Below are 26,295 nucleotides of genomic sequence, written 5' to 3' on the forward strand. Positions count from 1 at the left end.
ATGACGGGCAACCGTCATGGGCACGCGCGGGAGAGTGCTGGCGTCCTTTGAGGGCGGCTGGCCGCCGAAGGAGCAACCGCCCCGGAATCTCTCAGGCACCAAGGACCGCGCGGGCCAAGACACTCTGGAAAGCGCGCCCGCAAGGGCGCCACCGAAGGTGTAAGCCGTATGCTCGAACATACGGTCAAAGCTCTCAGGTTCCGTGACAGAGGGGGCAACGCATTGCGGGCGCCACGCGCGCCGGAATGCCGTTGCACCGCTGCGGAGACAGAGATTGAGCGATTACGATAATGGCGGCGGCGAAGAAGGCCCCGAGATCGAGAACGAGCTGCTCCCGCTCGATGCGTGGCATCGCGCGCGTGGCGGGCGCATGGTGCCCTTCGCCGGTTACGAAATGCCGGTCCAATATGAGGGCATCATGGCCGAGCATCTGTGGGTGCGCGAGCATGCCGGCCTGTTCGACGTTTCCCACATGGGCCAGCTGTTCCTGTCCGGCGATGGGTTGGATGCCGCGCTCGAGGCGCTGATCCCGGCCGACGTGGTCAGCGTGAAGCTTAATGCGCAGAAATATTCGCTGCTGCTCGCCGACAATGGCGGCATCCTCGACGATCTGATGTTCACGCGTTGGGACGACGGCATCTACATGGTCGTCAATGGCGCGGTGAAATATGACGACATTGCGCACCTGCTCGATCATCTGCCCGATGACGTGACGATCAATCACATGGCCGATGCTGCCTTGCTCGCGTTGCAGGGGCCTGAGGCGGTCACCGCGCTGTCGCGGCTCGTGCCCGGCGTCGAGGCCCTCGTGTTCATGACCGGCGGGCGGTTCACGTGGCAGGATGTCGATCTGTGGATCAGCCGCTCGGGCTATACCGGTGAGGACGGGTACGAGATTTCGCTCGATGCCGAACATGCCGCCGCCTTTGCCGATGCGCTGACCGCCGAGCCCGAGGTGAGGCCGATCGGCCTTGGTGCGCGTGATTCGCTGCGGCTGGAGGCCGATCTGCCGCTATACGGCCACGATCTCGATCCTGAGACGACGCCGATCATGGCCGCATTGAACTTCGCCATCGGCAGCAAGCGCCGCCGCGAGGAAGCCAACTTTCCCGGTGCCGCGCGTATCCTGGCCGAGCGCGAAAGCGGTCCGCCGCTGCGCCGCGTCGGCCTGGTCATCGAGGGCCGCCAGCCGGTTCGCGAAGGCGGCACGGTCGTCGATCAAAGCGGCGCCGAGATCGGGCGTGTCACCAGCGGCGGCTTTGCGCCCTCGCTGAACGCGGCCATCGCCATGGCCTATGTGCCGCCGGCGCTGGCCGAGATCGGCACCGTCGTCCAGCTGTCGCAGCGCGGCAAGCTGCATAGCGGCACCGTCACCGCCATGCCCTTCATCCCCCACAAATACGTCCGTGCAGGAGGTCCAAAATGAGCCGTTATTTCACGCAAGATCATGAGTGGATCGATGTTACCGGCGATGTCGGCACGGTCGGCATCAGCGACTATGCACAGAGCCAATTGGGCGACATCGTGTTCGTCGACGTGCCCGAAGCCGGCAAGACACTGACCAAGGGCGACGACGCCGCCGTGGTCGAATCGGTCAAGGCCGCGTCGGACGTCTATGCGCCGGCCAGCGGCACCGTGCTCGAAGGCAATGCCGCGCTCGCCGATACGCCGAACCTGGTCAACGAAGAGCCGGAGACGAACGGCTGGTTCTTCAAGCTCACGCTCAGCGATCCGAGCGAGCTCGACCAGATGATGGACGAAACCGCCTACGCCGCCTTCGTCGCCGGACTGTAACTTCTCGCTCCCCTCCCTGAAAAGGGAGGGGCTGGGGGTGGGTGGATGACCGCGGCACGTCAACCGCGTGTGCCGCGTCAGCCGTAACTCCCGGACGCTACCCACCCCCGCCCCCTCCCTTCCAGGGAGGGGAGGAGTAGTTTCAATGCGCTACCTGCCCCTGACATCCCACGACCGCACCGACATGCTTGCCGTGATCGGCGCCGGCTCGATCGACGACCTGTTCGTCGACGTACCCGAGGCCGCCCAGCTCGATGGACCGATCGAGGGCCTGCCGATGCACGCCAGCGAACTCGCCGTCGAACGGCACATGACCGCGCTGTCGCGCAAGAACGTCGCTGCCAGCGATGGCCCGTTCTTCCTCGGCTGCGGCGCGTACAAGCATCACGTGCCGGCCAGCGTCGATCACCTGATCCAGCGCGGCGAGTTCCTCACCGCATACACGCCGTACCAGCCGGAAATCGCGCAGGGCACGTTGCAGATGCTGTTCGAGTTCCAGACGCAGGTCGCGCGCCTGCTCGGCACCGATGTCGCCAACGCCTCGATGTACGACGGCTCTACCGCATGCTGGGAAGCGATCGGCATGGCGCGGCGCATCACCAAGCGTGGCAAGGCGTTGCTGTCGTCCGGCCTGCACCCGCATTACGTCTCCGTTGCCCAGACGATGGCCAAGTTCACCGGCGATCAGCTGGAAACCACGGCGCCGACGCTGGCCGCAGAAACCGACATCGCTGGCCTGATCGCGCGGATCGACGGCGATACGTCGTGCGTCGTCGTGCAATATCCCGACATCCTCGGCCGGATCGAAGATCTCACCGATCTCGCCGCCGCCTGCCAGGCCAACAAGGCGCTGCTCATCGCCGTCGTCACCGAGCCGGTGGCGCTCGGCGCGATTCAGTCGCCCGGTGAGATGGGCGCGGACATCGTCGTCGGCGAGGGCCAGTCGCTCGGCGTTGGCCTGCAATTCGGCGGGCCGTATGTCGGCCTGTTCGGCTGCAAGGACAAATATGTCCGCCAGATGCCTGGCCGGCTGTGCGGCGAGACGGTGGATGCCGATGGCCGCCGCGGTTTCGTGCTCACGCTCAGCACGCGCGAGCAGCATATCCGCCGCGAAAAGGCCACGTCGAACATCTGCACCAATAGCGGCCTGTGCGCGCTCGCGTTCTCGATCCACATGACGTTGCTTGGCGAAGCCGGGCTGCGGCGTCTGGCGGGGATCAATCATGCCGGCGCCGTCCACGCCGCGCGCCGGCTGGCACAGGTGCCGGGCGTCGAGCTCGTCAACGACCTGTTCTTTAACGAATTCACGCTGAAACTGCCGGTCGAAGCGCGGCCGGTGGTGCGCACGCTGGCCGATCGCGGCATTCTGGCGGGCGTGTCGCTCGGCCGGCTCTATCCCGGCGTCGACGCGCTGGCGAACGGGCTGGTCGTCGCAGTGACCGAGACGACCAGCGCGGAGGACGTGGAGACGCTGGCCGTCGCCCTGCAGGAGATACTGGCATGAGCATCAACCAAAGCGGCTGGCGTCCGACCGCGCCCGAAGCGAATACGGACAGCGTTCCGGCATCGTTCACCGGCAACAAGGCGCTGATGCTGGAAGAGGCGCTGATTTTCGAGATCGGCGACACGAAGACGACCGGTGTCGATTTCGCGGAAGGCGATGTCGCGCACGACCGGCTCGGCAACCTGACCCGCAAGGCGCCGATCGGGCTCCCCGGCCTGTCGGAGCCTGAAACCGTGCGCCATTATACGCGCCTCAGCCGCCAGAATTACGGCATCGATCTCGGCTTCTTCCCGCTCGGCAGCTGCACGATGAAGCACAATCCGCGCCTCAACGAGAAGATGGCGCGATTGCCCGGCTTTGCCGATGTCCATCCGCTTCAGCCGGTCGACACGGTGCAGGGCGCGCTGGAGGTGATCCACCAACTCGCGCATTGGCTGGTCACGCTGACCGGCATGGATTCGGTCGCCATGAGCCCCAAGGCCGGCGCGCATGGCGAGCTGTGCGGCATCTTGGCGATCAAGGCCGCGCTCGAAGCGCGTGGCGAGGGCCACCGCAAGGTCATCCTGGTGCCGGAAAGTGCGCACGGCACCAACCCGGCGACCGCCGCCTTTGCCGGCTACCGCGTCGAGGATATCCCCGCGACCAGCGAAGGCCGCGTCGATACGGCCGCGCTGATCGCCCGCCTCGGGCCGGACGTTGCCGGGGTGATGATCACCAATCCCAACACGTGCGGGCTGTTCGAGCGCGACATGCGCGCGATTTCCGATGCGGTGCACGAGGCCGGGGGACTGGTCTATTGCGACGGCGCGAACTTCAACGCCATCGTCGGCCGCGTGCGCCCCGGCGATCTCGGCATCGATGCGATGCACATCAACCTGCACAAGACCTTCTCCACCCCGCACGGCGGCGGCGGACCCGGCTCCGGCCCGGTCGTCCTGTCCAAGGCGCTGACCCCGTTCGCGCCGCTGCCGTTCGTCGAGAAGACCGACGCCGGCTTCCGCCTGGTCGAGGAGGAAACCGCCGAGGAGCATCACGAGCAGACCTTCGGCCGCATGGTCGCCTTCCACGGGCAGATGGGCATGTTTACGCGTGCCCTTACGTACATCCTCAGCCACGGCGCGGACGGCCTGCGCCAGGTCGCGGAAGATGCGGTGCTCAACGCGAACTACATCCTGCGCTCGCTGGACGACACGCTGGTCGCCCCGTTCGGGCATAGCGGGCCGTGCATGCACGAAGCGTTGTTCTCGGACGACAATCTGGCCGAGGGCTTCTCGACGATCGACATCGCCAAGGGGCTGATCGACGAGGGCTATCATCCGATGACGATGTATTTCCCCCTCGTCGTCCACGGTGCGATGCTGATCGAGCCGACCGAAACGGAAAGCAAGGCGGCACTCGATCAGTTCATCGGCGCGCTGCGCTCGGTGGCCGAACGCGCCAAGGCCGGCGATACGGCACTCAAGACCGCGCCGCACTTCGCGCCGCGCAGCCGGCTCGACGAGACGCTGGCGGCGCGCAAGCCGGTGCTGGTGTGGAAGGATGCGGTGCTCGCCGAGGCGGCCGAATAGCGCCGGATTAAGGCTCGCACCGGTGTCTCACCCTGCTATGACAGCGTCGTAGCAGGGGAACGAACATGCAGGTGCAAGCCGTCCAGCCGAATGCCTGGATCCAGTACGCGGTCACCGCGATCGTCGTCGGTATCGTTCTGTTCTTCCGCATCCGGCGGATGAGCAAGGATCGCCCGCTCCTGCTGGAGCGATTGTGGATCCTCCCGGCGATCTACGGCGTGTTCACGCTGGTGATGTACTGGAATTTCCCGCCAAGCGGTCCCGTCTGGCTTTATTGCGGGCTGGCAGTGATGATCGGTGCGGCGGCGGGCTGGTGGCGCGGGCGGATGATGCGCATCACCGTCGATCCGGCCAGTCACGCGCTGAATCACCGTCCGTCCCCGGCCGCCTTGCTGTTCATTGTCGCGCTGGTCGCGTTGCGGGCGGGCGCGCGGCAACTGGCGGTGGCAGGCGAGGCCAGCCTGCATCTGAACGCAATGGCCATCACCGATGTGCTGATCGCCTTCGCGCTGGGCCTGCTCGCGACGCAGCGGCTGGAAATGTTCCTGCGTGCGCGGCGATTGCTGGCCGAGGTACGTGCCGTGCGCTGATGCGCCGCCGGTCAGGCGAGGCGGCGGCCCATGCTGACGCGGTCCTCGGTCCTATATCCGAGCGAATGGTAAAAGCTCACCAGGCTCATGTTGAGCGACCGCACCTGCAGGTTGATCTTGTGGCAGCCAAGCGCCGCCAGCCGCTGTTCAAGCTCCCTGACCAGAGCAGAACCGATCCCTAGACGATGATGCGGCCGCGCGACCGTCACCGAATAGAGCCAGCCACGATGCCCGTCATATCCCGCCAGGGCGGCACCGACCAGTTCGTCCTCGTCAAGCGCGACGACGAACAAATCGGGCTGGGTCGCCATCTTGGTCGGGATCACCGTTTCCGCACGGTTCCAGGGCGGATCGTTGGGGTAGCTGTGCTCCCAAAGCGACTTCACGGCAGCGAAATTGGCGTCGCGGTACGACTGCACCGTTGTCTCGGCGAGAGTATGGGGCGCGGATCGCCAGGAGGCGGATACGGTCATAAGACGGTGTTCCCGATCGGTTTTGCAAGCTCCACCACTCGGCGAACTCCCGCGACTTCAGCGTGGCGGTCCGTTGGTGGTAGGCGATCGGGGGTCTGCAGATACCACATGGATCAACTATCCATTTATAACATCGGTCAATATGTTTGTTGTGCGATCGGTGTGATGAAAGGAGATGACAAACGCCTTCGTCGAGAAATTGCGCGGTTTCGGGCCGCTGAGCGAACAGGATGATGCCGCCTTGCAGGCAGCAACGACGCGGGCGCGCAATTACCCCCGCAAGCATGATCTGATCCGCGAAGGCGATCGTCCCGGGCCGGTGTTCGTCATGCTCAAGGGCTGGGCCTGTCGGTACAAGATACTCCCCAACGGCACGCGGCAGGTGATGGCGTTCATGATGCCCGGCGACTGCTGCGACCTCCACATCAATGTGCTGGCTTATATGGATCACGGCATCCAGACGATCACGCAGGCCACCGTGGCGACGATCTCGCACGAGGAGATGACCGGGATGTTCGACGATCATCCCAAGATCGCCAAGGCGATGTACATCTCGCAATTGGTTGACGAGGGCACTTTGCGGGCGTGGATCGTCAGCATGGGTCGGCGCAGCAGCATCGAGCGCGTCGCGCACTTGATGTGCGAATTGTATCTACGCGCGCGCAACGTGACGGCGTGCGAGGAGGAGCAATTGGTGCTGCCCGTCACCCAGGCGCTGCTCGCCGATGCGCTGGGCATGACGCCGGTGCACATCAACCGCGTGATCAAGACATTGCGCGAAGCCGGTGCGATGATGTTGAGCCGGGGCAGCCTGCAGATCGCCGATCCGGGCAAGCTGGTGAACATTGCCGGCTTTGACGAAAATTACCTGCACCGTCGGATGCGCAGTGTATCGGCATGAGCCGCGCGCTCGGTCGTCACGGCGTGTCGAGCCGGTACGAGCATTACGTTTTTACTCTGTCCAATTCGGATCAATCACGGTCCGCTTTGGAGCCATCGCTTCTACACAGTTCCGATGACGACGGCGGCCGCCAGTCGCGGGGGCGCGTGATGGAAATCCGAGTGCAAGTGAGCGGGGAGCGTGCCTGCTTCAAGCGGGTTGAGTTCGCCGAGGATCTGGTCAGCTATGACGTGATCCCGCCACTCGCGGCGCGCAGGCTCTTAGAAACCATCTACTGCACGCCGGACATGCGCTGGAGGATCGAGGAAATCCGCGTGCTCCGCCCGATACGGTCGACCTGGATGTCGCTGGCCGAGGCCGAGCCGGGAACTGCCGACAATGTGACACGGATCGTCGCCGGACGGCACGATCGCCGGATGGCCAACGTCCTGGTAGACGTCGGCTATGTCATCACCGCCCGGTTGGAGGCGGCGGACGGGCAGGCAGGCCCCCATGCCGCGATCTTCCGCCGCCGCGTCGCCAGCGGCGCGTATGTGCGGCAGCCCTATGTCGGCCTGCCGGCATTTACCGCGCACGTCGTCGAATTGCAGCCCGATGCTTCGCCGCCGTTGAACGACGTGCGGGGCGGGCCGGTCGATCTCGGCTGGATGCTGTACGATGTGCCAGGGGACGGATCGGCCGGACCGCGGCTGTTCCGTCCGACGATGATCGACGGCGTGATCGATCTTCGGCGGCGCGAGTCGCTGATCCTTGCGGGATAAGGCTCCGGGCCGTATCGCCGCTTCATGATCAAACGCGCGCTACCCGTCACCCGCGAGGCCGATTTCTCCGCCTGGTACCAGTCCGTCATCACCGAGGCCGACCTCGCCGAGGAATCCGGCGTACGCGGCTGCATGGTCATTCGGCCGTGGGGCTATGGCATCTGGGAGCGAATCCAGCGCCTGCTCGACGATCGCATCAAGGCGACGGGGCACGAGAATTGCTATTTCCCGCTGTTCATCCCGCTCTCCTATTTCGAGAAGGAGGCCGAGCATGTCGAGGGCTTCGCCAAGGAAATGGCGGTCGTCACGCACCACCGGCTGGTGAGCGACGGCAAGGGCGGGCTGGTGCCCGATCCCACCGCCAAGCTGGAGGAGCCGCTTGTCGTCCGCCCGACCTCGGAAACGGTCATCGGCATGGCCTTTGCGCGCTGGGTGCAATCGTGGCGCGACCTGCCGGTGCTGATCAATCAATGGGCCAATGTGGTGCGCTGGGAGATGCGCACGCGCATGTTCCTGCGCACGTCCGAATTCCTCTGGCAGGAAGGGCATACCGCGCACGCCACCGAGGCCGAGGCGCGCGACGAGACGCTCAAGATGCTCGAAGTGTATCGTAGCTTCGCCGAGGATTGCGTAGCGCTGCCGGTAGTGGCCGGCGAGAAGCCGGAGAATGAGCGCTTCCCCGGCGCGGTCGCGACCTATTCGATCGAGGCGATGATGCAGGACGGCAAGGCGCTGCAGGCCGGCACATCGCATTTCCTCGGCACCAATTTCGCCAGCGCGCAGAACATTCGCTTCCAGAACGCCGCGGGTGAGCTGGAACTGGCGCAGACGACCAGCTGGGGCATGTCGACGCGGATGATCGGCGGGCTGATCATGGTGCATGGTGATGACGACGGACTGCGCGTGCCGCCGCGCGTCGCGCCGTGGCAGGTGGTGATCGTGCCGATGCTGCGCGATCAGCCCGAGGACGAAGCGATCATCGCCTATTGCAAGGCGCTGCAGGCCGGCCTCGCCAAGCAATCGGCACTGGGCGAGCCCGTGCGCGCCTTGCTCGATCTCAAATTCGGCAAGGCCGCGACCAAGCGCTGGGGCTGGGTCAAGAAAGGCGCGCCGGTCGTGATCGAAGTCGGCGGGCGTGACGTGGCGGGCGGCAACGTCTCGGTCATTCGCCGCGATCGGCTGTACCGCGAGGACGGCAAGCTCGACAGCGCCGTGGTGGCGCAGGGCGATTTCGTCGGCGGTGCCGGCGCGATACTGGAGGCGATCCAGCTGTCGCTGTACGAGGAAGCGCATGCCCGCCTGCGTGCGAACATCGCGCCAATCGAGGATTGGGCCGGCGTAGAGGCGACCTTCGGGGCGGATACAAAGAATCCCGGCTGGGTGGACGTGCCCTGGTCCAAACCGACCGGCGCTGCGCTCGACGCGGTGGTCGAGCGGCTGAAGGCGCTCAAGCTCACGATCCGCAACGCACCGATGGGGCAGACCGGCAAGGGGGCCACGACCTGCATCTTTACCGGCGCGCCAGCAGTGGAGCGGGTGCTGATCGGGCGATCATATTGATCCCGGAGGGATAGGCGACGTCAGGGCAAGAATCCCGCTCGACCTTCAGCTTGCCTAGCCGCGACCTGCCGCCTGCAAGATGAGCTGGGCAATCTCGCGCGGGTGCGAGATCAGCGACAGGTGGCTGGCGTTCAGCTCGATCGTGGTCGCGCCCATGCGCTTGGCCATGAACCGCTCCAACTCGGGATCGATCGTTCGGTCGTCGCGCGAGACGGCGTAGAAGCTCGGCTTGCTGCGCCACGCGGCTTGCGTCGTCCGGCCGGTCAGCAACGCCTTATGAAACGGCTGCTGTACGGCAAACAGCGCTTTGGCCTTCGCGGGCGGGAGATCGCCGGCGAAATCACGCAGGAACGCCGCTTCGCTAAGCCGGCCCTTGTCGCCGTCGAACACGATCCCGGCCGATGCCGGGGGCGTGGGAAACCGCTTGGCCAGCGCGGCATAATCCTCACCCGCATCTGGCGCGCGTGCCGCTACATACACAAGTGCTGTGACATTGGGGTCGATCCCGGCTTCCGAGACGATCGTGCCGGCGAACGAATGCCCGACAAGCACGGTCGGCCCATCCTGTCGCGCCAGTACTTTGCGCGTCGCGGCCACGGAATCCTCCAGCGTGGTCAGTGGGTTCTGCACTGCGGTGACGGCAAGGCCGGCGGCTTGCAGGCGCGGGATCACCTCCGACCAGCACGATCCGTCGGCATACAGGCCGTGCACCAGCACCACGTTGCGAGCGACCGGCGGCGTGCTTGCCGCGCTTGAAATGCCCGCATGCATCACCCCCGCCGTGCCGATGGCGGCAAGGGCGACAAAGCGGCGGCGATCGATCGACGTCATGGCTATTCTCCTCGCAGGATGCAGCCGGCGCACCAGCCACAAAGAGCCTCTCGCCGTCCCCCTAACGCATGGCGACGATGGCGCCAATATCCGGCTCGCCACGCGCTGCGTTTCGTAGCGCGTGGCGTGTCGGGCAAGCGTGCGGCAAGGCGTGGCACAGGCTGTACGTGCCCAGCACCGGCCGGTGGCCGACGCCGAAGCGCTGATCGAACACGAAGCACTTGCCTTGCCATCGACTCTCGCTGGCCGGTACTGACCGACTGGCAAGCGACCGGGAACTGCGTCTTGGCCGTGCCCGATGCAGGGATGGTACCAACGATGGGCAATGAGCGCAGATGCCGTTAGAGCCTGAGGACGATCATCCGCCGCGAGACCGTCCCGTCCGTTCGTCGTGGGGGCGGGCCAGGCGGGTTGCACTTGCCTTGGCAATCCTGCCGGTGGCGATCGTCTTGATCGTGCCGGAAGGTCATCTCGCCTGCGACGCGCCTTATGTGGCGCCAGAGCACAGCCCGGACAAACGTTGGACGTTGACGCTGTGCCGACGCCCCATGTTTTTCGCCATGCCTGGCGGCAGTAGCGACGCACCAGGATGGATGGTGCTGCGGGACGAACGACATGCCATCCGCGGCGTATCCAGCCTGGAGATGGTGCAGCTGTACGGCGATGCGGCACCCGGCACGCAGACCATGTGGGAAGCCGATCGGGTATCGCGGACGTTCGTGGTGGATCTGCCGCTCGTCGATGCCTCCAATCCTGTCCGGCGGTGGTTGGACGATCGGATATGGCGCCTGAGGGCTCTTCTGGGGCTCACCCCCTCAAGTGAAAGCCTGCACTAGCTATCCTGCGCCGTCCTGACCGCTGCCTCATAGCTGATGGCGGGCCGGATGCGCGCTCAGCGCCAGCTACGGCCATCCGATCCCGCACACCCATAAGGCGGTAGCTGCCCCGGAAAACGCTGTTGCATCGTGTGACAGCCCCAGTTCCGCATCGGTGCCGGCGCATAGCCGTTGAGCGCGATGCCGACCTCGTCATACGGACTCTCGGCATGCGCGACATACATGTACCAGCGCCCGCCAAAGAGTGCCGCCGCCGCGACGAGGAGGACGCAAACGACCTGAACGATCTTCTTCATTTTCAGCCTTGTTCAAAACCGGGCACGCTGCCGCACCGTTAAGTCTTGGTGATGACCGCGCCGACATGCGCATCGCCGCGTGCCTGCGCCAATAGCACCTGGCGGTGACGCTCGGCATAGCCGGCACGCTGCGTGTCATCGCGGTGGTCATGGCAGGCAGGGCAGCTGACGCCTTCGACATAGAGACCGGAGTCCCGTTCTTCGGCGCTGACCGGCATCCGGCAGGCGTGACACAGGCTATGCGTGCCGGCCATGAGCCCGTGGCCGACGGCGACGCGCTGATCGAAGACGAAGCATTCGCCCTGCCAGCGGCTCTCGCTTGCCGGCACCTGTTCCAGATATTTCAGGATGCCACCTTCGAGATGGTACACATCCTCCAGCCCCTCGGCCTTGAGGAAGGCGGTGGATTTCTCGCAGCGAATACCACCGGTGCAGAACATGGCGATCTTCTTGTCGGCCAGTTCGCCACGATGCGCGCGGAACCAGGCGGGGAAATCACTGAAGCTCTTGGTCGCCGGGTCGATCGCACCGGCAAAGGTGCCGACCTTCACCTCGTAATCGTTGCGCGTGTCGATAACCACGGTGTCCGGACTGGCGATCAGCGCGTTCCAGTCGGCGGGTTTGACGTAATGGCCGGTGCCGGCAAGCGGATCGATGTCGGGTTGGCCCATCGTCACGATCTCACGCTTGAGCCGTACCTTCATGCGCAGGAACGGTGGAGTCTCGGCAGAGCTGTCCTTCACCTCCAGTTCGGCGCAGTCGGGCAGGGTGCGGATATGCGCGAGGACGATGTCGATCGCGTCGGCGGTGCCGGCGATCGTGCCGTTGATGCCTTCGCGCGCCAGTAGCAGCGTGCCCTTGACGTGATTGGCGGCGCAAACCGCCAGTAAAGGTACGCGCAACGCAGCGGGATCGGGGAAGCGGGCGAAGCGGTACAGCGCCGCGACGCGGATAGGGGCGGGGACGATCATCAGGCTTGGCGCTCTACGATCGTCCCCGTCCGCTGGCAATTATGCTGCCTTCAGCGACTGCATATCGATCACGAAGCGATATTTGACGTCGCTCTTGATCATCCGGTCATAGGCCGTGTCGATGTTCTGGATGTCGATCATCTCGATGTCCGAGGTCAGGCCATGCTCGACGCAGAAATCGAGCATCTCCTGTGTCTCCTTGATCCCGCCGATCAGTGACCCGGCGATCGAGCGACGCTTGAACACCAGGTTGCCGACGCTGGGCGAAGGATGCGGGGTTTCCGGCACGCCGACCAATGTCATTGTGCCGTCGCGCTTCAGCTGGAGCAGGAAGGGATCGAGGTCATGTGCTGCGGCGACGGTGTTGAGAATGAAGTCGAAGCTGTTGGCATGCTCGGCCATCGCGTCGGCATCCTTCGACACGATCAGATCGGTCGCGCCGAGCCGCTTGGCATCCTCGCGCTTGGTGGGCGAGGTGCTGAACACATAGACGTCCGCCCCCATCGCCTTGGCGATCTTGACGCCCATGTGGCCCAGACCCCCGAGACCCACGATGCCGACCTTCTGGCCCGGCCCGACCTTCCAATGGTGCAGCGGCGAATAGGTGGTGATGCCGGCGCACAGCAAGGGCGCAACCGCGGCAAGATCGGCCTCGTCGTGACCGACCTTGAGCACGAAACCCTGCTTGACGACGATGTGATCGGAATAACCGCCGAACGTATATCCGCCCGATACGCTGTCCGGCCCGTCATAGGTGCCGACGAAGCCGGTCGTCTCGCAATATTGCTCTTCGCTTTCCTGGCAGGACGGGCAATGGCCGCAGCTGTCGACCATGCACCCGACACCGGCGAGGTCACCAACGGCGAACTTGGTCACATCGCTGCCGACCGCCGAGATGCGGCCGACGATCTCATGTCCAGGCACGCAAGGGTAATTGGTCGCACCCCATTCGCCGCGGGCGGTGTGCAGATCGGAATGGCAGACACCGCAGAACAGGATGTCGATCGCGACATCGTCGGCGAGAAGATCGCGGCGCTCGAACGAAAAGGGGGCGAACGGCGCGTCGGCAGACGGCGCCGCGAAGGCGTTGGCGGTGGTGGTGACGAAAAATTCCCGAGATCAGAGGAAGTTGGCAGGAGAGTCGAGTAAATGGCCCTCGCGGCGCCGGCCACAAGGTGTGGGAGCCATATTAAGGCTGTTCCGCTTCGGAAGGCCGTCATCACCCGACCCGGGCGGCGACCGCCCGGCGTCGCCGCTTCAGCGTTGAGCCTCGCGAAGTTCAAGCGCTATGCCGTGCGCGGCACCGGGGGCTATCCACAAGCTATTCGGGCAGGCGCTGACCTGTGTGTAGGCAATCCTGTTGCGGTCGAGCACTGCGGCGGCGGTGGCGAGCCTACGGACGAGGATTGTCGCACCCGTGATCGACCGCTTGCCCCTGGGGAGGAGAATGATCTCGCCCGCGGTCAGCCGAATTTTCTTCGCGCTGGCGGGAAAAAAGCCGCAGCCCGCAACCTCGCTCGGCGTGCCTGCGAGACCAACCAACGTCGTACGCTGGTAACGGCTGGCTGCAATCCATACGGCGCCGAGCGAGTATGCTGTGTTCGGATGTGCGTAGTGCGCCCGACGATCGGTGACCGCTGGAACGCGGTAGCCGAGGAAGAAAAAAGGGTGGAGGCGGCTGCCACTTGGAAAGGCTTTCATGCTGTCGTCAGGCTCCGGCGGGTCGTCGCGGGGCAGTCGTGTGGCGAGGTGCGCAAAATCGGTGGTGTTGAAGCCGGCAAAGACCGGGCCTTCGCCCCGCTTCAGACTGTTCGCATAATCGGTCGCCAGGGCGTCGGTCGGGCCAGCGGCCGGCGAGATCAATTCGAGATAGGAGCCGTCCGGGAACTTTACATGTGCGTTGCGCAGGCCGTTGGCATGCGGGCGGCCCGGCTTGAGGATGAAGCCCAAGGCGGTGAAATCCGCGACCGCGGTGGACAGGTCGCGAACGACGCTCGGAATATGATCGATGCTCGCGACGATCGGCGCGTCGGCCGTGCCGAGCGCCACAAGGGCCGCCAACGGCGCGGCAGCGCGGGTTAGGCGGAGGCGGTCGACCACCATGTCGCGAAACGGGTGCGCTGTTCCGGCGTCAGATGCAGCCCGATCTTGCTGCGGCGATCAAGCGCGTCTTCGGGTGTGCGCGCCCATTCGCGGTCGTGCATCCAACGGGCCTCTACTTCGGTCAGCCCGCCGCCCAGATCGTCACCAAGCCCGGCTTCGTCGGTGATGCCCGCCAGCATCTCATCGAGCAGGACGCCATAGGCGCGCACCATGCGGGTGCCGCGTGCCTCGCCCAAGAAGGGCCAGGAGCTATGCGTCTTGGCGAGCAGAGCGGCCCAGCCCGTGGCGGGAGCGCCGGGGAACAGGCGGTCGCGGGTCGGCTTGCCCGCTTTGAAGCCGAGCGGCAGGGCAAGCTTGCCGAGCGCCTCCTCGGCCAGATGGCGGGCGGTGGTGATCTTGCCGCCGAACACGCTGAGCAAAGCAGGACCGCTGGTATCGAGTTCGAGCACATAGTCCCGCGTTACCTCCTTCGCCTCGCTCGCGCCGTCGTCATACAGCGGGCGCACGCCGGACCAGGTGGAGGTGACATCCGCCGGGGTGATCTGCCTTATGAAATGGCGGTTCACCGCGTCACACAGATAGGCGATCTCGCTAGCGTCGATCTTCGCGTCTTCTGGCTGCTCGACGGGCACGTCGGTGGTGCCGATTTCGGTAAAGTCGTCCTGGTAGGGGATGGCGAAGACGATCCGGCGATCGGGTTGTTGCAGAATGTAGGCGTGATCGCCGTCGTACAGCTTGGGCACCACGATATGGCTGCCCTTGACCAGGCGCACGTTGCTGGCCGCGTTGACGCCGAGCCCGCGCAGCATCTGGTGCACCCACGGGCCGGCCGCGTTGACGATCGCGCGTGCTTCCACCGTGCGCCAGTCGGACAAGGTCGCGCGCCATACACCGTTCTCGCGCCGCGCTGATTCGAGCGCGGTGCCCACGAGGATTTCGGCGCCGTTATCAGCCGCGTCCACGGCGTTAAGCAGTGTCAGCCGGGAATCGTCGACGAAGGCATCGGAATAGACGAAGCCCTTGTCGCCGCCCTTGAGCGGTGCGGCGAAGGCCCGGTCTTTCTTGTTCAGCCCGCGCGAACGTGGCAGCGTCATCCGGCCGCCGAGGAAATCGTAGAGATAAAGACCGGCGCGCACCATCCACCACGGGCGCACCGCGTTCTCGTGCGGCAGCACGAACAGCATCGGCCGAATGATATGCGGCGCGGCTTTCACCAGGCGCTCGCGCTCGCGCAGCGCCTCCGCGACCAGTTTGAAATCGTAATGTTCCAGGTAGCGAAGGCCGCCATGGATCAGCTTGGTCGATGCCGAGGAGGTGTGCGCCGCGAGATCGTCGCGTTCGACGAGCAGCACCTTCAGCCCGTTCAGCGACGCCTCCCGCGCGATCGCGCAGCCATTGATGCCGCCGCCGATGATGAGGAGATCGTAGGTCACCCTTGTCACCTAGCGGAAGCGGCGGGGGAGGACTATCGACAAAACCATGCGGTCACGAGCGCCGGCATGATCGCGCCATGTGGGACGTTGACCGCTACCGAGTCGCCTTGTATAGGCGCGGCTGCTTGGAAGGCCCTTGTGCCTCCTGGGCAAGCTTGAACATTGCTGGATGCATTCCAGGGCCCGGGGGGTGGTGACGCCCCTGACGGTCCTTTTTGTATTCCTCGGCGCCCTAGGGCTCCAGCAAAGTAACCATTTGAAAGGTGAAGGCTTCAATGCCGACGATTAACCAGCTGGTCCGCAAGGGCCGCGATCCGCAGAAGGCCAAGTCCAAGGTTCCTGCGATGGAAGCAAATCCGCAGAAGCGCGGCGTTTGCACCCGCGTCTACACGACGACCCCGAAGAAGCCGAACTCGGCTCTGCGCAAGGTGGCCAAGGTTCGCCTGACCAACCAGCGCGAAGTGATTTCGTACATTCCGGGCGAAGGCCACAATCTCCAGGAGCACTCGGTGGTCCTGATCCGCGGCGGTCGTGTGCGCGATCTGCCCGGTGTGCGGTATCACGTCCTGCGCGGCGTGCTCGATACACAGGGTGTGAAGGATCGTCGCCAGTCGCGTTCCAAGTACGGCGCCAAGCGTCCTAAATAATAGCCATAGTAAGCCCCGGACACGTTTCGGATCAGCTGAAGAACGAAGGAATTTGAAATGGCACGTCGTCGTCGCCCAGAAAAGCGTATCATCCTCCCCGATCCTAAGTACGGTGATGAGGTTCTCTCGAAGTTCATGAATTCGGTCATGCTCGATGGCAAGAAGTCCGTCGCTGAGTTGATCGTGTACGGTGCGCTCGAAACCGTCGAATCGCGTGCGAAGAAGGATCCGCTCAGCGTGTTCCACGACGCGCTGAACAACGTGAAGCCGAACATCGAGGTGCGCAGCCGCCGCGTAGGTGGTGCGACCTATCAGGTGCCGGTTGAAGTCCGCTTCGAGCGTTCGCAGGCTCTGGCCATTCGCTGGTTGATCGGTGCGGCACGTAACCGCAGCGAGAACACGATGGCCGCACGGCTGTCGGGCGAGCTGCTGGATGCCGCGAACAACCGCGGCAACGCGGTGAAGAAGCGCGAAGACACGCATCGCATGGCCGAAGCGAACCGCGCCTTCTCGCACTACCGCTGGTAACGGCCGCACCGGCCTTTCGCCGGTAACGCAAACTACCTATATCGGACGAGCCGGGGGTGACCCCGGCTTCTCCACATCCAAGGAATAACGATCATGGCCCGCAGCCATCCGCTCGACCGCTATCGCAACATCGGCATCATGGCGCACATCGACGCCGGCAAGACGACGACGACCGAGCGTATCCTGTATTACACCGGCAAGTCCTACAAGATCGGCGAAGTGCATGAAGGCACCGCGACGATGGACTGGATGGAGCAGGAGCAGGAGCGCGGGATCACGATCACGTCCGCCGCAACGACGTGCAAGTGGCGCGCGGAAGAGGGCAAGGGCGAAGAGCATCTGATCAACATCATCGACACCCCCGGCCACGTCGACTTCACGATCGAAGTCGAGCGTTCGCTGCGCGTGCTCGATGGCGCGGTCGCATGCTTCGACGGTGTTGCCGGCGTGGAGCCGCAGTCCGAGACCGTGTGGCGCCAGGCCGACAAGTATGGCGTGCCGCGCATGTGCTTCATCAACAAGTTGGATCGCACCGGCGCCGACTTCTATTTTTGCGTGCAGTCGATCATCGATCGCCTTGGCGCGCGTCCGGCGGTGCTGTATCTGCCGATCGGCATCGAAGGCGGGTTCAAGGGGCTCGTCGACCTTGTTGAAAATCGCGCGATCATCTGGCTCGAAGAGAGCCTGGGTGCGAAGTTCGAATATCAGGACATTCCTGAGGACATGGTCGAGAAGGCCGCGAAGTATCGCAGCGACCTGATCGAAATGGCTGTCGAGCAAGACGACGACCTGATGGAAGCCTATCTCGAGGGCAACGAGCCGAGCACGGCCGACCTCAAGAAGCTGATTCGCAAGGGTGCGCTGGCCATGGCCTTCGTGCCGGTGGTGTGTGGCTCGGCGTTCAAGAACAAGGGCGTGCAGCCCCTGCTCGACGCTGTAGTCGATTACCTGCCGTCGCCGCTCGACGTTCCGGCCATCCAGGGCCTCAAGCTCGACGGCGTGACGCCGGACGAGCGCGCCTCGTCGGACGATGTGCCGTTCTCGGCGCTGGCCTTCAAGATCATGAACGATCCGTTCGTGGGTACGCTGACTTTTGCTCGCATCTATTCGGGCAAGCTGGAGACCGCATCGCAGGTCACCAATTCGGTCAAGGACAAGAAGGAAAAGGTTGGCCGCATGCTGCTGATGCATGCGAACGAGCGCGAGGACATCCAGGTGGCCTATGCCGGCGACATCGTCGCCCTCGCTGGCCTCAAGGATACCACGACCGGTGACACGCTGTGCGCAATGAACGCACCGATCATTCTCGAGCGGATGGAATTCCCCGAGCCCGTGATCGAGCTGTCGGTGGAGCCGAAGACCAAGGCCGACCAGGAGAAGATGGGCGTTGCGCTCAATCGCCTGGCGCGCGAAGATCCGTCGTTCCGGGTGTCCTCGGACAATGAGAGCGGCCAGACCATCATCAAGGGCATGGGCGAGCTCCATCTCGAGATCCTGGTCGATCGCATGAAGCGCGAGTTCAAGGTCGAGGCAAACGTCGGCGCGCCGCAGGTGGCGTATCGCGAATATCTGAAGAAGCCGGTCGACGTCGACTACACGCACAAGAAGCAGTCGGGTGGTACAGGCCAGTTCGGTCGCGTGAAGGTCAAGGTCACGCCGGGCGAGCGCGGTTCGGGCATCATCTTCAAGGACGAGATCAAGGGCGGTAATATTCCCAAAGAATATATCCCGGCGATCGAGAAGGGCTTCCGCGAGACAGCAGCCACGGGCTCGCTGGTCGGATTCCCGATCATCGATTTCGAGATCCTGGTCTATGACGGCGCCTACCATGACGTCGATTCGTCGGCATTGGCGTTCGAAATCTGTGCCCGCGGCGCGATGCGCGAAGTGGCGCAGAAGTCGGGCATCACGTTGCTCGAGCCGGTAATGCGGGTCGAGGTCGTCACGCCCGAGGATTATCTCGGTGACGTGATCGGCGATCTCAACAGCCGCCGTGGCCAGATCCAGGGCACCGATACGCGCGGTAATGCACAGTCGGTGGACGCGATGGTCCCGCTGGCAAACATGTTCGGCTATGTGAACGCGCTGCGCTCGTTCACGCAGGGTCGTGCGAACTACTCGATGCAGTTCTCGCATTACGAGGAAGTGCCGTCGAACGTTGCGGACGAAGTGAAAGCGAAGCTCGCCTGACGCGCTGAGGCGCTAAGGGCTGGCGTAATCCAAACTAGGCCGTTAAGGGGCGCCATTCGCGTGGAGCCCCTTGGCCGCGAATCTGAATCAAGAAGAGGCGAAAATGGCAAAAGCAAAGTTCGAGCGGAACAAGCCGCATCTCAACATCGGCACCATCGGTCACGTCGATCATGGCAAGACGTCGCTGACGGCAGCGATCACGAAGGTTCTGGCCGAAACCGGCGGCGCCACGTTCACCAGCTATGCGAACATCGACAAGGCGCCGGAAGAGCGCGAGCGCGGCATTACGATCTCGACCGCACACGTCGAGTATGAGACCGAAGCACGTCACTATGCGCACGTCGATTGCCCGGGCCACGCCGATTATGTGAAGAATATGATCACCGGTGCAGCCCAGATGGACGGCGCGATCCTCGTCGTTTCGGCAACCGACGGCCCGATGCCGCAGACCCGCGAGCACATCCTGCTCGCCCGTCAGGTCGGCGTGCCGACGATGGTCGTGTTCATGAACAAGGTCGATCTGGTTGACGACGCCGAGATCCTCGAGCTCGTCGAGCTGGAAATCCGCGAGCTGCTGTCGTCGTACGATTTTGATGGCGACAACATCCCGGTTATCCAGGGTTCGGCCGTTTGCGCACTTGACGACAAGCAGCCCGAGATCGGCCATGACGCCGTCCTCAAGCTGATGCAGGCCGTCGACACGTACCTGCCGCAGCCCGAGCGTCCGCTCGACAAGCCGTTCATGATGCCGATCGAGGACGTGTTCTCGATCTCGGGTCGCGGTACGGTCGTCACCGGCCGCGTCGAGACCGGCATCGTCAAGGTCGGCGAGGAAGTCGAGATCGTCGGCATTCAGCCAGCCGTGCGCAAGACCACGGTCACGGGTGTTGAAATGTTCCGCAAGCTGCTCGATCAGGGCCAGGCTGGCGACAACATCGGGGCGCTGATCCGCGGCGTGGGCCGTGAAGAAGTCGAGCGTGGCCAGGTTCTCTGCAAGCCCGGCTCGATCAAGCCGCACACCGACTTCCAGTCGGAAGTGTACGTGCTGTCGAAGGACGAAGGTGGCCGTCACACGCCGTTCTTCGCCAACTACCGGCCGCAGTTCTACTTCCGCACCACGGACGTCACCGGGACCGTCGAGCTGCCTGAGGGCACCGAAATGGTCATGCCTGGCGACAACATCGCACTTGGCGTGAAGCTGATCGCACCGATCGCTATGGACGTTGGCCAGCGCTTCACGATCCGTGAAGGTGGCCGCACCGTCGGCTCGGGCATCGTCAGCGGCATCACCGCCTAAATCTTACCCGCCAAGGGTTGAGATAAGAGGCCCGGCCTTCCCTTTGGGGGAGGGTCGGGCTTCTTGCGTTTGGGGGCGGGGGGGCACCTTGCCGCGCGTCAGTGACTGGGAGAGGTGGGGGCTCTACTTCCGGTCCTGCGGCCTGGGCTGTAAAGTCGCCGTTAGCGGATGTAGGATCAACGCCGCTCCGTCTCGAGCGAATCCGGGGGGACCATGCTGCGACGCTTCGCTGAGGAGATTTGGACCGCCGAAGGCCCATGCATATCCGTGGCAGGCTTCGACTATCCCACGCGCATGGTCGTCATCCGGCTTTCGGATGGCGCATTGTTCATCTGGTCGCCCACTGCGCTATCACACGACCTCCGGAGTGCCGTTGATCTGCTCGGGCCGGTGCGTCACATCGTCGCGCCGAACACATTGCATCACAAATTCGTCGGTGACTGGCAGAGGGCCTACCCTAAAGCGCAAACGCACGCGGTACCGCCATTGCGGAAGAAACGCCGCGATCTGACATGGGGCAGTGATCTCGAGGATACGCCTCCAGCGGCGTGGTCTCAGGATATCGACCAGGTAGTCGTGCGAGGAAATGGGATCACAACAGAAGTCGTCTTCTTCCATCGGCTCAGCGGCACGACGATCTTTACTGACCTGATCCAGCATTTTGACGCCGGATGGTTCAAGGGATGGCGCGCGGTCGTTGCGCGGCTGGATCTCCTCGCCGAGCCAGAGCCAACCGTTCCCAGAAAATTCCGGCTGGCATTTTACGATCGACGCTCCGCGAGAGCGGCGCTGCGACGGATCATGGCCTGGCCGACCAAGGCGGTACTGGCTGCGCACTCCGAGCCCGTGAGGCGTGGCGGCCGAGCCGCGATCAACCACGCTTTCGGCTGGCTGCTCCGCTAGCAGCATTTGCGAGGCGAGGGGAGGCGGGCGCAACAGTGCTCATCGCATCAGTCGCTCTCTTTCAGCTTGATCTCCCACGCGCACCTGTGTAGTGGCCCGCCTTCGGTTTTTCATCCAAACAGCAAGAGCGCCGGCAACGGCGCCCGCTCTTTCGCATCGGTAGGGACTCATGGACACGCAGAATATCCGCATTCGTCTGAAAGCATTCGATCATCGCGTGCTCGATCAGGCAACCGGCGATATCGCCGACACCGCGCGCCGTACCGGCGCTATGATCCGTGGTCCTATCCCGTTGCCGACGCGTATTGAGAAGTTCACGGTCAACCGTGGCCCGCATGTCGACAAGAAGTCGCGCGAGCAGTTCGAGGTCCGTACCTACAAGCGCATGCTGGATATCGTTCAGCCGACCCCGCAGACGGTCGACGCGCTGATGAAGCTGGACCTTGCCGCCGGCGTTGACGTCGAGATCAAGTTGGCATAAAGCCGCGCTTCACGAGATTCGGTGCCGCTTTATGCGGCGCCAGATACAGGGATACCGCCGGGCGCCTCTTCATGAGAGTGGCCCGGGTCTGCGTCCCCCGACACGCCTCCTCAGGGAGGCACCAGCCCGGGTCGGGGCAGCAGTATAAAATGTATGGGCTGATGGGACTTCATCGGGGCTTTGCTCTGATGGGGTCCTTCACGCACCTTCGGGAATGGTCCCGGGGTGCCTCTGTCATCTAAGGAGCATGATCATGCGCACTGGCGTGATCGCGAAGAAAATGGGGATGACCCGCTTGTTCCGGGAAGATGGGCGCCACGTGCCCGTCACCGTGCTGGCGCTGGAAGATCTTCAGGTAGTGGCCGTTCGCGAGGCCGATCGTGATGGATATACCGCAGTCCAGCTGGGCGCGGGTTCCGCAAAAGCAAAGAACGTCGCCAAGCCGCAGCGTGGCCACTTCGGTAAAGCCGAAGTCGAGCCGAAGGCGCGCGTCGCAGAGTTCCGCGTCAGCGATGACGCCGTGCTCGAAGTCGGCGCGACCATTTCGGCCGACCATTATGTCGCCGGCCAGATCGTCGATATCCAGGGCGTGACCCAGGGTAAGGGCTTTGCCGGTGGTATGAAGCGTTGGGGTTTCGGTGGTCTGCGTGCCACCCACGGCGTGTCCGTCTCGCACCGCTCGCTCGGTTCGACCGGTCAGCGCCAGGATCCGGGCAAGGTCTTCAAGAACAAGAAGATGGCCGGCCAGATGGGTAACAAGAACCGCACCCAGCAGAACCTGGAAATCGTCTCGACTGACGTCGAGCGTGGCCTGATCTTCGTCAAGGGCTCGGTCCCTGGTTCGAAGGGTGGCTGGTTGCTGGTCAAGGATTCGGTCAAGGTCGCCCGCCATGCGGAAGCGCCTTACCCCGCCGGTCTCCGCCAGGTTGCCAACAACAACGACACCGCTGCTGCCGAGACGCCCGCTGAGGATACGTCCACGGTCGACGCGACCGCCGGCCAGGAGGGCTGAACATGAAGGTCACCACTCAGTCCTTCGATGCGAACGCCACCGGCGCCGACATCGAACTCAACGACGAGGTCTTCGGCCTTGAGCCGCGGCCGGATATCCTGCACCGCGTCGTCACCTGGCAGCTCGAAAAGCGCCGTGCGACGGCACGTGGCACGCGTGAGCGTGCGGATGTCGCCCGCACCGGCAAGAAGTTCGGTCGCCAGAAGGGGGGCGGTACGGCGCGTCACGGCGATCGCCGCGCCCCGATCTTCGTCGGCGGCGGTAAGGCGCACGGCGCCCGCGTTCGCGACTTCAACCCGTCGCTGAACAAGAAGGTTCGCGCGCTGGGTCTGAAGATGGCGCTGAGCAGCCATGCGCAGGCAGGCACGCTCGTCGTCATGGACAGCCTGGAAGTTGCCGAGAGCAAGACCAAGACGCTGCTGGCGAACTGGGCGAACCTGGGTGCAGGCAAGACCGCACTCGTCATCGATGGCGATCAGGTCGAGCAGAGCTTCGCGTTTGCTGCCGGCAACGTGCACACGATCAACGTGCTGCCGGCCGCTGGCGCCAACGTTTACGATATCCTGAAGCACGACACGCTGGTCCTGACCCGCGCTGCCGTCGAAATGCTGGAGGCGCGCTTCAATGGCTAAGAAGCAAAAGGGCGACATCGATCTGCGTCATTATGACGTGATCGTCGCACCGCACATCACCGAGAAGGCGACCTTGCTCAGCGAGAACAACGCCGTCGTGTTCCGCGTCAGCAACGACGCGACCAAGCCCGAGATCAAGGCGGCCGTCGAGGCGCTGTTCTCGGTCAAGGTTCTGGGGGTCAACACGATCGTCCAGAAGGGCAAGACCAAGAAGTGGAAGGGCGTGCCCTACACCAAGTCCGACATCAAGAAGGCGATCGTCACGCTGGCCGACGGCCAGTCGATCGACGTGACGCAGGGGGTCAGCGCGTAATGGCACTCAAGCATTATAATCCGACCAGCCCGGCACGCCGTGGACTGATCCTCGTCGACCGTTCCGGTCTGCACAAGGGCGGTCCCGTCAAGGCGCTGACCGAAGGCAAGCGCAAGACCGGCGGCCGCAACAACAAGGGCCATGTCACGTCGCGCGGCATCGCCGGCGGCCACAAGCAGCGTTATCGTATCATCGATTTCAAGCGCCGCTTGTGGGACACCGAGGGCACGGTCGAGCGGATCGAATACGATCCCAACCGCACCGCGTTCATCGCGCTGATCAACTATGGTGACACGCCCGAGGGCAAGTCCAACGTCGCGTACATCATTGCGCCGCAGCGTCTGGCCGTCGGTGACAAGATCATTGCCGCCAAGAAGACCGACGTGAAGCCGGGCAACGCGATGGAACTGGGCCAGATGCCGGTCGGCACGATCGTCCACAACGTCGAGATGAAGCCCGGCAAGGGTGGTCAGCTCGCACGGTCGGCCGGCACCTATGTGCAGGTCGTGGGTCGTGACAAGGGCATGGTGATGATCCGCCTGAACTCGGGCGAGCAGCGCTACATCCATGCGAACTGCATGGCGACGGTTGGTGCCGTGTCGAACCCCGACAACGGCAACACCAACCTTGCCAAGGCCGGCCGCAATCGCTGGTTGGGCATCCGCCCGCTGACGCGCGGTGTCGCCAAGAACCCGGTCGACCATCCGCACGGCGGTGGTGAAGGCCGCACCTCGGGTGGCCGTCATCCGGTCACGCCATGGGGCAAGCCGACCAAGGGTGCTCGCACTCGTCATAACAAGTCGACCGACAAGATGATCATCCGGTCGCGTCACGCCAAGAAGAAGGGCTAAGAGCTCATGGCACGTTCCGTCTGGAAAGGTCCGTTCGTCGACCTCCACCTGCTGAAGAAGGCAGAAACCGCGCAGGAAACCAATGCACGCGGTGCGATCAAGACCTGGTCGCGTCGCTCCACGATCCTGCCGCAGTTCGTTGGCCTGACCTTCAGCGTTTATAACGGCCGCAAGTTCGTGCCGGTCACGGTCAACGAGGACATGGTGGGCATGAAGCTCGGCGAGTTCGCGCCGACGCGTTACTTCCCGGGCCATGCGTCCGACAAGAAGGGCAAGCGCTAACATGTCCAAGCCTAAATCCCCCCGCAAGGTCGGCGACAACGAAGCGCTGTCGGTCGGCACGCAGATCCGTGGCTCGGCGCAGAAGCTGGGCCTGGTCGCGGCACTGATCCGCAACAAGAAGGCCGGCGATGCGATGAACATCCTGGCGTTCTCGTCCAAGGGCATGGCCGTCGACGCGCGAAAGGTGCTGGCTTCGGCCATCGCCAATGCCGAGAACAACCATAACCTCGATGTCGACGCGCTCGTCGTCGCCGAGGCATCGGTCGGCAAGTCGATCACGATGAAGCGGTTCGCTACGCGCGGTCGCGGCAAGTCGACGCGCATCCTGAAGCCCTTCAGCCGCCTGCGCATCGTCGTACGCGAACAGCAAGAAGAAGAAGCCTAATGGGTCAGAAATCGAACCCCATCGGTCTGCGCCTGCAGATCAACCGCACCTGGGATAGCCGCTGGTATGCGGAAGGCGCCGACTACGGTCGTCTCCTTCTCGAAGACCTCAAGATGCGCGCCTACATTATGAAAACGTTGCCGCAGGCTGCGATCTCCAAGGTGGTGATCGAGCGTCCGGCCAAATTGTGCCGTGTTTCCATCTTTGCCGCGCGCCCTGGCGTGATCATCGGCAAGAAGGGCGCGGACATCGAGAAGCTGCGCCGCACGCTCGGCAAGATGACGACGTCGGACGTGAGCCTGAACATTGTCGAGATTCGCAAGCCGGAAGTCGACAGCCGTCTCGTGGCACAGGGCATCGCCGACCAGCTGGAGCGTCGTATCGCGTTCCGCCGGGCGATGAAGCGCGCCGTGCAGTCGGCCATGCGTCTGGGCGCCGAAGGCATCCGGATCAATTGCGGCGGCCGTCTTGGCGGCGCCGAAATCGCACGGTCGGAATGGTATCGCGAAGGGCGCGTGCCGCTGCACACGCTGCGCGGTAACGTCGACTATGCCGAAGCGACCGCGCACACTGCCTATGGCGTGTGCGGCGTGAAGGTGTGGATCTTCAAGGGCGAAATCCTGGGTCACGACCCGATGGCGACCGACCGGATCATGATGGAGGCTCAAACCTCCGGCGTGCGCCCGGCGCGCGACGACCGCCGCTAAGGACTGAAACATGCTTCAACCGAAGAAAACCAAGTTTCGCAAGGCCTTCAAGGGCAAGATCCATGGCGATGCCAAGGGCGGCACGACGCTGAACTTCGGCTCGTACGGGCTGAAGGCGATGGAGCCGGAGCGTTTGACCGCGCGCCAGATCGAGGCGGCTCGCCGCGCGATCACGCGTCACATCAAGCGTCAGGGCCGTTTGTGGATCCGCGTGTTCCCGGATCTGCCGGTCACGGGCAAGCCTGCCGAAGTCCGCATGGGCAAGGGTAAGGGCTCGCCGGAATATTGGGCGGCACGCGTCAAGCCGGGCCGTATCCTGTTCGAATTGGACGGCGTTCCCGGCGACATCGCCGCGATCGCGTTCAGCCGCGCAGCCATGAAGCTGCCGATCAAGGTGAAGGTCGTTGCCCGTCTCGGCGACACCTCGCATCTGGGAGTTGCATGAG

Annotated in this window: 29 protein-coding genes, 1 pseudogene and 1 riboswitch; of the genes and pseudogenes, 23 read left to right on the forward strand and 7 right to left on the reverse strand. The window is 64.0% G+C overall.

Annotated elements, in window-relative coordinates:
• Positions 1 to 17 precede the first annotated feature (17 nt).
• A riboswitch (glycine riboswitch) is annotated at positions 18 to 118 on the forward strand.
• A 156-nt stretch (positions 119 to 274) separates the two neighbouring features.
• The 5 genes from gcvT to NV382_RS17445 all read left to right on the forward strand — a co-directional run bounded on the left by gcvT (position 275) and on the right by NV382_RS17445 (position 5,456).
• Positions 275 to 1,426: a glycine cleavage system aminomethyltransferase GcvT gene (gene gcvT / locus NV382_RS17425; protein WP_260598009.1), complete on the forward strand. Its 1,152-nt coding sequence runs from the start codon at positions 275 to 277 to the stop codon at positions 1,424 to 1,426.
• A complete protein-coding gene (gene gcvH / locus NV382_RS17430; RefSeq protein WP_260598010.1) occupies positions 1,423 to 1,794 on the forward strand; it encodes a glycine cleavage system protein GcvH in 372 nt (123 codons plus the stop codon). Before gcvT ends, gcvH begins: the two co-directional genes overlap by 4 nt.
• Positions 1,795 to 1,939: 145 nt before the next feature.
• Positions 1,940 to 3,298, forward strand: coding sequence for an aminomethyl-transferring glycine dehydrogenase subunit GcvPA (gene gcvPA / locus NV382_RS17435; RefSeq protein ID WP_260598011.1), 1,359 nt, complete (start codon positions 1,940 to 1,942; stop codon positions 3,296 to 3,298).
• Positions 3,295 to 4,866, forward strand: coding sequence for an aminomethyl-transferring glycine dehydrogenase subunit GcvPB (gene gcvPB, locus NV382_RS17440; protein ID WP_260598012.1), 1,572 nt, complete (start codon positions 3,295 to 3,297; stop codon positions 4,864 to 4,866). Before gcvPA ends, gcvPB begins: the two co-directional genes overlap by 4 nt.
• A 65-nt stretch (positions 4,867 to 4,931) precedes the next feature.
• Positions 4,932 to 5,456: a cytochrome c biogenesis protein CcdC gene (locus NV382_RS17445; protein ID WP_260598014.1), complete on the forward strand. Its 525-nt coding sequence runs from the start codon at positions 4,932 to 4,934 to the stop codon at positions 5,454 to 5,456.
• A gap of 11 nt (positions 5,457 to 5,467) precedes the next feature.
• On the opposite strand, the gene NV382_RS17450 is transcribed toward NV382_RS17445, so the two are convergent.
• The gene (locus tag NV382_RS17450) at positions 5,468 to 5,929 is read right to left on the reverse strand and encodes a GNAT family acetyltransferase (RefSeq protein ID WP_260598015.1); all 462 of its coding nucleotides are present in this window, start codon (positions 5,927 to 5,929) and stop codon (positions 5,468 to 5,470) included.
• Between the two features lie 175 nt (positions 5,930 to 6,104).
• Between NV382_RS17450 and NV382_RS17455 the strand changes: the two genes are divergently transcribed.
• From NV382_RS17455 to NV382_RS17465, 3 genes are all read left to right on the forward strand, one after another.
• Entirely contained in the window at positions 6,105 to 6,830 is a 726-nt protein-coding gene (locus NV382_RS17455) for a Crp/Fnr family transcriptional regulator (protein ID WP_260598017.1), read from the forward strand.
• Positions 6,831 to 6,979: 149 nt separating this feature from the next.
• Positions 6,980 to 7,591: a CRISPR-associated protein Cas5 gene (cas5, locus tag NV382_RS17460; protein WP_260598018.1), complete on the forward strand. Its 612-nt coding sequence runs from the start codon at positions 6,980 to 6,982 to the stop codon at positions 7,589 to 7,591.
• A gap of 24 nt (positions 7,592 to 7,615) precedes the next feature.
• A complete protein-coding gene (locus NV382_RS17465; RefSeq protein ID WP_260598020.1) occupies positions 7,616 to 9,151 on the forward strand; it encodes a proline--tRNA ligase in 1,536 nt (511 codons plus the stop codon).
• Between the two features lie 54 nt (positions 9,152 to 9,205).
• Here NV382_RS17465 and NV382_RS17470 read toward each other — a convergent pair whose 3' ends face one another.
• The gene (locus NV382_RS17470) at positions 9,206 to 9,982 is read right to left on the reverse strand and encodes an alpha/beta fold hydrolase (protein WP_260598021.1); all 777 of its coding nucleotides are present in this window, start codon (positions 9,980 to 9,982) and stop codon (positions 9,206 to 9,208) included.
• A gap of 422 nt (positions 9,983 to 10,404) precedes the next feature.
• On the opposite strand from NV382_RS17470, the gene NV382_RS17475 reads away from it, so the two are divergent.
• Complete coding sequence (locus NV382_RS17475) at positions 10,405 to 10,818, forward strand: hypothetical protein (RefSeq protein ID WP_260598023.1); 414 nt, start codon at positions 10,405 to 10,407, stop codon at positions 10,816 to 10,818.
• A gap of 56 nt (positions 10,819 to 10,874) precedes the next feature.
• Here the strand turns inward: NV382_RS17475 and NV382_RS17480 are convergent, their stop codons facing one another.
• The 5 genes and pseudogenes from NV382_RS17480 to glpD all read right to left on the reverse strand — a co-directional run bounded on the left by NV382_RS17480 (position 10,875) and on the right by glpD (position 15,621).
• A complete protein-coding gene (locus tag NV382_RS17480; RefSeq protein WP_260598024.1) occupies positions 10,875 to 11,114 on the reverse strand; it encodes a YdgA family protein in 240 nt (79 codons plus the stop codon).
• Positions 11,115 to 11,152: 38 nt separating this feature from the next.
• Positions 11,153 to 12,085, reverse strand: coding sequence for an oxygen-dependent tRNA uridine(34) hydroxylase TrhO (gene trhO / locus NV382_RS17485; protein WP_260598025.1), 933 nt, complete (start codon positions 12,083 to 12,085; stop codon positions 11,153 to 11,155).
• Between the two features lie 39 nt (positions 12,086 to 12,124).
• Positions 12,125 to 13,171 (reverse strand): annotated as a pseudogene (locus NV382_RS17490) (NAD(P)-dependent alcohol dehydrogenase); the annotation flags it as partial.
• A 171-nt stretch (positions 13,172 to 13,342) separates the two neighbouring features.
• On the reverse strand, positions 13,343 to 14,185 hold the full coding sequence (locus NV382_RS17500; protein WP_260598027.1) for a VOC family protein: 843 nt from the start codon (positions 14,183 to 14,185) through the stop codon (positions 13,343 to 13,345).
• Positions 14,164 to 15,621, reverse strand: a complete 1,458-nt coding sequence (gene glpD / locus NV382_RS17505; RefSeq protein ID WP_260598028.1) for a glycerol-3-phosphate dehydrogenase — start codon at positions 15,619 to 15,621, stop codon at positions 14,164 to 14,166. Before glpD ends, NV382_RS17500 begins: the two co-directional genes overlap by 22 nt.
• A 275-nt stretch (positions 15,622 to 15,896) precedes the next feature.
• Between glpD and rpsL the strand changes: the two genes are divergently transcribed.
• From rpsL to rplP, 14 genes are all read left to right on the forward strand, one after another.
• Complete coding sequence (gene rpsL, locus NV382_RS17510) at positions 15,897 to 16,268, forward strand: 30S ribosomal protein S12 (RefSeq protein ID WP_010164594.1); 372 nt, start codon at positions 15,897 to 15,899, stop codon at positions 16,266 to 16,268.
• A 57-nt stretch (positions 16,269 to 16,325) separates the two neighbouring features.
• Positions 16,326 to 16,796, forward strand: coding sequence for a 30S ribosomal protein S7 (rpsG, locus tag NV382_RS17515; protein ID WP_260598031.1), 471 nt, complete (start codon positions 16,326 to 16,328; stop codon positions 16,794 to 16,796).
• Positions 16,797 to 16,889: 93 nt separating this feature from the next.
• Positions 16,890 to 18,986: an elongation factor G gene (gene fusA / locus NV382_RS17520; protein ID WP_260598032.1), complete on the forward strand. Its 2,097-nt coding sequence runs from the start codon at positions 16,890 to 16,892 to the stop codon at positions 18,984 to 18,986.
• A gap of 103 nt (positions 18,987 to 19,089) precedes the next feature.
• Positions 19,090 to 20,283 (forward strand): elongation factor Tu, encoded by a 1,194-nt coding sequence (gene tuf, locus NV382_RS17525; RefSeq protein ID WP_260598034.1) that lies wholly within the window; start codon positions 19,090 to 19,092, stop codon positions 20,281 to 20,283.
• Between the two features lie 267 nt (positions 20,284 to 20,550).
• Positions 20,551 to 21,186, forward strand: coding sequence for a DUF4336 domain-containing protein (locus NV382_RS17530; RefSeq protein WP_260598036.1), 636 nt, complete (start codon positions 20,551 to 20,553; stop codon positions 21,184 to 21,186).
• 169 nt (positions 21,187 to 21,355) lie between these two features.
• Positions 21,356 to 21,667: a 30S ribosomal protein S10 gene (gene rpsJ, locus NV382_RS17535; RefSeq protein ID WP_260598037.1), complete on the forward strand. Its 312-nt coding sequence runs from the start codon at positions 21,356 to 21,358 to the stop codon at positions 21,665 to 21,667.
• A 253-nt stretch (positions 21,668 to 21,920) separates the two neighbouring features.
• Positions 21,921 to 22,679 (forward strand): 50S ribosomal protein L3, encoded by a 759-nt coding sequence (gene rplC / locus NV382_RS17540; RefSeq protein ID WP_260598039.1) that lies wholly within the window; start codon positions 21,921 to 21,923, stop codon positions 22,677 to 22,679.
• Positions 22,680 to 22,681: 2 nt separating this feature from the next.
• On the forward strand, positions 22,682 to 23,311 hold the full coding sequence (gene rplD, locus NV382_RS17545; RefSeq protein WP_260598040.1) for a 50S ribosomal protein L4: 630 nt from the start codon (positions 22,682 to 22,684) through the stop codon (positions 23,309 to 23,311).
• Positions 23,304 to 23,624, forward strand: coding sequence for a 50S ribosomal protein L23 (locus NV382_RS17550; protein WP_260598042.1), 321 nt, complete (start codon positions 23,304 to 23,306; stop codon positions 23,622 to 23,624). The genes rplD and NV382_RS17550 overlap by 8 nt, the downstream gene beginning before the upstream one ends.
• Positions 23,624 to 24,475 carry a 50S ribosomal protein L2 gene (gene rplB / locus NV382_RS17555; protein ID WP_260598043.1) on the forward strand — a complete coding sequence of 284 codons (852 nt, stop codon included), beginning with the start codon at positions 23,624 to 23,626 and terminating at the stop codon, positions 24,473 to 24,475. Before NV382_RS17550 ends, rplB begins: the two co-directional genes overlap by 1 nt.
• 6 nt (positions 24,476 to 24,481) lie before the next feature.
• Complete coding sequence (rpsS, locus tag NV382_RS17560; protein WP_260598045.1) at positions 24,482 to 24,757, forward strand: 30S ribosomal protein S19; 276 nt, start codon at positions 24,482 to 24,484, stop codon at positions 24,755 to 24,757.
• A gap of 1 nt (position 24,758) precedes the next feature.
• Positions 24,759 to 25,142 carry a 50S ribosomal protein L22 gene (gene rplV / locus NV382_RS17565; protein WP_260598046.1) on the forward strand — a complete coding sequence of 128 codons (384 nt, stop codon included), beginning with the start codon at positions 24,759 to 24,761 and terminating at the stop codon, positions 25,140 to 25,142.
• On the forward strand, positions 25,142 to 25,849 hold the full coding sequence (gene rpsC, locus NV382_RS17570) for a 30S ribosomal protein S3 (protein WP_260598047.1): 708 nt from the start codon (positions 25,142 to 25,144) through the stop codon (positions 25,847 to 25,849). Before rplV ends, rpsC begins: the two co-directional genes overlap by 1 nt.
• A gap of 10 nt (positions 25,850 to 25,859) precedes the next feature.
• Complete coding sequence (rplP, locus tag NV382_RS17575; RefSeq protein WP_260598049.1) at positions 25,860 to 26,294, forward strand: 50S ribosomal protein L16; 435 nt, start codon at positions 25,860 to 25,862, stop codon at positions 26,292 to 26,294.
• Position 26,295: the final 1 nt, after the last annotated feature.

Origin of the sequence: Sphingomonas endolithica (genome assembly GCF_025231525.1) — a bacterium.
In the GTDB taxonomy this organism is placed as follows: Bacteria; Pseudomonadota; Alphaproteobacteria; order Sphingomonadales; family Sphingomonadaceae; genus Sphingomonas; species Sphingomonas endolithica.

Bases quoted from the DNA above. Each gene is read 5' to 3' on its own strand.
- gcvH (WP_260598010.1), top strand. From the start codon at position 1,423: ATGAGCCGTTATTTCACGCAAGATCATGAGTGGATCGATGTTACCGGC.
- gcvPA (WP_260598011.1), top strand. From the start codon at position 1,940: ATGCGCTACCTGCCCCTGACATCCCACGACCGCACCGACATGCTTGCC.
- gcvPB (WP_260598012.1), top strand. From the start codon at position 3,295: ATGAGCATCAACCAAAGCGGCTGGCGTCCGACCGCGCCCGAAGCGAAT.
- NV382_RS17445 (WP_260598014.1), top strand. From the start codon at position 4,932: ATGCAGGTGCAAGCCGTCCAGCCGAATGCCTGGATCCAGTACGCGGTC.
- NV382_RS17450 (WP_260598015.1), bottom strand. From the start codon at position 5,929: ATGACCGTATCCGCCTCCTGGCGATCCGCGCCCCATACTCTCGCCGAG.
- NV382_RS17455 (WP_260598017.1), top strand. From the start codon at position 6,105: ATGACAAACGCCTTCGTCGAGAAATTGCGCGGTTTCGGGCCGCTGAGC.
- cas5 (WP_260598018.1), top strand. From the start codon at position 6,980: ATGGAAATCCGAGTGCAAGTGAGCGGGGAGCGTGCCTGCTTCAAGCGG.
- NV382_RS17465 (WP_260598020.1), top strand. From the start codon at position 7,616: ATGATCAAACGCGCGCTACCCGTCACCCGCGAGGCCGATTTCTCCGCC.
- NV382_RS17470 (WP_260598021.1), bottom strand. From the start codon at position 9,982: ATGACGTCGATCGATCGCCGCCGCTTTGTCGCCCTTGCCGCCATCGGC.
- NV382_RS17480 (WP_260598024.1), bottom strand. From the start codon at position 11,114: ATGAAGAAGATCGTTCAGGTCGTTTGCGTCCTCCTCGTCGCGGCGGCG.
- trhO (WP_260598025.1), bottom strand. From the start codon at position 12,085: ATGATCGTCCCCGCCCCTATCCGCGTCGCGGCGCTGTACCGCTTCGCC.
- rpsL (WP_010164594.1), top strand. From the start codon at position 15,897: ATGCCGACGATTAACCAGCTGGTCCGCAAGGGCCGCGATCCGCAGAAG.
- rpsG (WP_260598031.1), top strand. From the start codon at position 16,326: ATGGCACGTCGTCGTCGCCCAGAAAAGCGTATCATCCTCCCCGATCCT.
- fusA (WP_260598032.1), top strand. From the start codon at position 16,890: ATGGCCCGCAGCCATCCGCTCGACCGCTATCGCAACATCGGCATCATG.
- tuf (WP_260598034.1), top strand. From the start codon at position 19,090: ATGGCAAAAGCAAAGTTCGAGCGGAACAAGCCGCATCTCAACATCGGC.
- rpsJ (WP_260598037.1), top strand. From the start codon at position 21,356: ATGGACACGCAGAATATCCGCATTCGTCTGAAAGCATTCGATCATCGC.
- rplC (WP_260598039.1), top strand. From the start codon at position 21,921: ATGCGCACTGGCGTGATCGCGAAGAAAATGGGGATGACCCGCTTGTTC.
- rplD (WP_260598040.1), top strand. From the start codon at position 22,682: ATGAAGGTCACCACTCAGTCCTTCGATGCGAACGCCACCGGCGCCGAC.
- NV382_RS17550 (WP_260598042.1), top strand. From the start codon at position 23,304: ATGGCTAAGAAGCAAAAGGGCGACATCGATCTGCGTCATTATGACGTG.
- rplB (WP_260598043.1), top strand. From the start codon at position 23,624: ATGGCACTCAAGCATTATAATCCGACCAGCCCGGCACGCCGTGGACTG.
- rpsS (WP_260598045.1), top strand. From the start codon at position 24,482: ATGGCACGTTCCGTCTGGAAAGGTCCGTTCGTCGACCTCCACCTGCTG.
- rplV (WP_260598046.1), top strand. From the start codon at position 24,759: ATGTCCAAGCCTAAATCCCCCCGCAAGGTCGGCGACAACGAAGCGCTG.
- rpsC (WP_260598047.1), top strand. From the start codon at position 25,142: ATGGGTCAGAAATCGAACCCCATCGGTCTGCGCCTGCAGATCAACCGC.
- rplP (WP_260598049.1), top strand. From the start codon at position 25,860: ATGCTTCAACCGAAGAAAACCAAGTTTCGCAAGGCCTTCAAGGGCAAG.